The 2,890-nt window shown below is 28.1% G+C and carries 3 protein-coding genes and 1 pseudogene; 1 reads left to right on the top strand and 3 read right to left on the bottom strand.

The window, feature by feature from the left end:
• On the top strand, positions 1 to 365 hold a 365-nt coding region (locus Q0V09_RS10130; RefSeq protein WP_297489206.1), incomplete at its 5' end, for an alpha-glucosidase C-terminal domain-containing protein.
• A gap of 40 nt (positions 366 to 405) precedes the next feature.
• Here the strand turns inward: Q0V09_RS10130 and pepV are convergent.
• From pepV to Q0V09_RS10115, 3 genes and pseudogenes are all read right to left on the bottom strand, one after another.
• Entirely contained in the window at positions 406 to 1,797 is a 1,392-nt protein-coding gene (gene pepV / locus Q0V09_RS10125) for a dipeptidase PepV (protein WP_297489203.1), read from the bottom strand.
• Between the two features lie 2 nt (positions 1,798 to 1,799).
• A complete protein-coding gene (locus Q0V09_RS10120) occupies positions 1,800 to 2,660 on the bottom strand; it encodes a VacJ family lipoprotein (RefSeq protein WP_297406145.1) in 861 nt (286 codons plus the stop codon).
• Positions 2,650 to 2,890 (bottom strand): annotated as a pseudogene (locus tag Q0V09_RS10115) (serine/threonine protein kinase); the annotation flags it as partial. The pseudogene Q0V09_RS10115 and the gene Q0V09_RS10120, both read right to left, overlap by 11 nt.

The following is a 2,890-nucleotide window of genomic DNA, read 5'->3' as shown; positions in this document are numbered from 1 at the left end:
GGTTAAAAATAAATGATAATTTCAAAAAAATTAATGTGAAAAAACAGACTTTAGAAAAAGATTCCATTTTAAATTTTTATAAAAGTTTAATTCAATTAAAAAAATCTAATAAAACATTAATTTATGGGGACTTTAAACTTATATTTGAAAATGATAATAATATTTTTGCTTATACACGAAGTTTAGATAATGAGTTTTTTCTTATAATTTGTAATTTAACCTCTTTCCCCCATACTATTTCTACTAATAAATTTTCTAATATTCCAATTAGTATTCTCATAAGTAATTATTCTATAAAAGAGATTAATCTAAAAAAAATAATTTTAAATCCTTATGAATGTATTTTATGTAAATTTTATATATAAAAAAATGCCCTAAAGATAAAATCTTTGGGGCATTTTCACATTATTTAGCTAAATCATATATTGCTTGAACATATATTTTTAACCATGTATCTAATTTAGAAAGCTCTAAATATTCATTTTTTTGGTGCATATTATCTTCTTGATCTTTTAATAATGCTCCAAATGCAACTGCATTACTTACTGCTCTTGCATAAGTTCCTCCACCAATAGCTACTGGTTTTGCATCAACATCTCCTGTTACATCTTTATAAATGTTCATAAGAGTTGTTACTAAGAAACTATCTTTTGGTACATATAAAGGATTTTTAGCTGAATTTACTGTTGCTGTAATTCCTTTAGTTTCTGCTCTTTTAACAATTTCATTAAATACTTGATCTTGTTTAAATGTTACTGGATATCTCACATCAAATCCGAACATTAATTCAGTTCCAGAAAATTCCATTTTTCCAACTGTTAAAGTTAAAACTCCTGATGGCTCATCTTGGAAATTAATTCCAAGTAATTTTCCATCAAATTCCATTTTTATATATTCATTAAAGAACTCAACAACATTTTTAAGTTCTTCATTCTCTATTTTCAACATATTTAAGAATGTAAATAAAGCAGCTATTGCATTATATCCATTACTTGGTCTAGCTCCGTGAGATGCTTTTCCTAAAGATACAACTTCAATTTTCCCATCTTTTTCTGTAGCTGTTATTTTATATTCTTTTCCTTCATTATATTTATCAAGATTATTAAATATCTCTTCTTTCATAGAAAGTGGGAATATTCCTACTGTTGAATCTGGAACAGAGTTAAATGCAACTCCTCCTGATATTGAGAAATCTAATTCTTTATCATATTTTTTAGTTAAAAGTGTTTGTAAAATTCCTTTTTCAGCAAATGTTACTGGAAATGATGAATCTGGTGTAAATGACATTGCTGGTTCAGGCATTTTTAACTCACCAAAATAGTGATTCATACAACCCCATCCTGTTTCTTCATTTGCTCCAACTATTACTCTTACTTTTCTACTTAATTTTAATCCAGAATCTTTTATAGCTTTTAATGCATAAAGAGCTGTTATTGTAGGACCTTTATCATCTAAAACTCCTCTACCATACATTACTCCATCAACTATTTTAGCTTCATATGGAGGATAATCCCATCCTGTTCCTTCTGGTACAACATCAACGTGTCCTAATATTCCTATCATCTCTTCGTCTGATCCTGTTCCAAAATCAATATGTCCTGCATAGTTATCAAAGTTTTTAACCTCAAACCCTAAACTTTTTCCTAAAGCTAACATATTTTCTAAAGCTTTTGCTGGTCCCTCTCCAAAAGGTTTTCCTTCTAAAGGTGCTTCTTGAACACTTTTAATTCTTACTGATTCTTGAATCGATTTGATTACATCCTCTTTGTAGTTTAAAACAAAATCTTGTAAATTCATAACTATTCACCTCTCCCTTTACTAACTAGTGTGTTTCTGTATGTTGTATATATAAACCTAACATATTCATATTCAAAAGGACTTCCAGTCCCATAGTATCTAAAACTTTTTTGTTCTTTACGCTGATTTATACCTCCTAATCCTACCACACCCAGGTTGTTTATGTCTACCCCTGTTGTGCTATTATATGGATTTGTTTCAGCTAATGTAAGTTTTCCAATACCTAAACCTGTTGCATCTCTTAAATTTGATGGTCCTAAAGCTGGTAAAACTAAATATGCTCCGTTACCAACACCATATTTAGCCATTGTTAATCCAAAATCTTCGTATGTTTTAGGTAGTTCTAGTGCAGATGCCACATCAAATAATCCTAAAATTCCAAATGTAGAATTTATAGCGAATCTTGCTAAAGTTATTGTAGCCTTTTTCCCCTTAAATTGTAAGAGAGAATTTATAAAAGTACTAATTCCTTCTAAATTTGTAAAAAAATTCGACACTCCTTCCTGAACTAGGTTAGGAGCAACATATTCATATGCATCAACTGCTGGTATCAATAAATATTTATCTAAATAATAATTAAAATAATAAATTCTTCTATTTAAAGGTTCTAATGGATCGTAAACCTCTATAAATTTTGTTCCATTTACTATTTTCTTTCTTACTATCTCTCTTGATTTTATAGGTTGAGGTAATACTTCTTTATCTATTCCTAATTGTAGATACTCTTTTTGCATTATTTTTTCTTGTTCCGTTTCCTTAAACACAGGTTTATGATATACTATTTCTTTGGTTTTTTTTGGTGCTGATGAGCACCCCATAAAACTAAATAACAAAATTAGAAACCCAATTTTTTTATAGTTCATTATTAAACTCCCCCTTATTTAAAAACTGTAGCATCTTATCAACATTTGTTTGATAAAACATATTTCCACAATGTCCACCATAAGGATAGATTAAACTATGTTTTCCAAAAGTATTTTTAATGAATTTTCTATCTTCATTAGAAAGAATAAAATCATCTTCATTTGTTACAGTAACTATATTCTTAGAATTTTTTAAATACTTCTTTAATATTCTTAAATCACCATATTTA

It is taken from the genome of uncultured Cetobacterium sp. (genome assembly GCF_947039425.1).
Classification (GTDB): Bacteria; Fusobacteriota; Fusobacteriia; order Fusobacteriales; family Fusobacteriaceae; genus Cetobacterium_A.
The sequence above is the reverse complement of the archived record's forward strand: the minus strand, read 5'-3'. Positions and strand labels throughout refer to the sequence as shown.

Excerpts from the sequence above, each read along its gene's own strand:
- pepV (WP_297489203.1), bottom strand. The coding sequence starts at position 1,797 with ATGAATTTACAAGATTTTGTTTTAAACTACAAAGAGGATGTAATCAAA.
- Q0V09_RS10120 (WP_297406145.1), bottom strand. The coding sequence starts at position 2,660 with ATGAACTATAAAAAAATTGGGTTTCTAATTTTGTTATTTAGTTTTATG.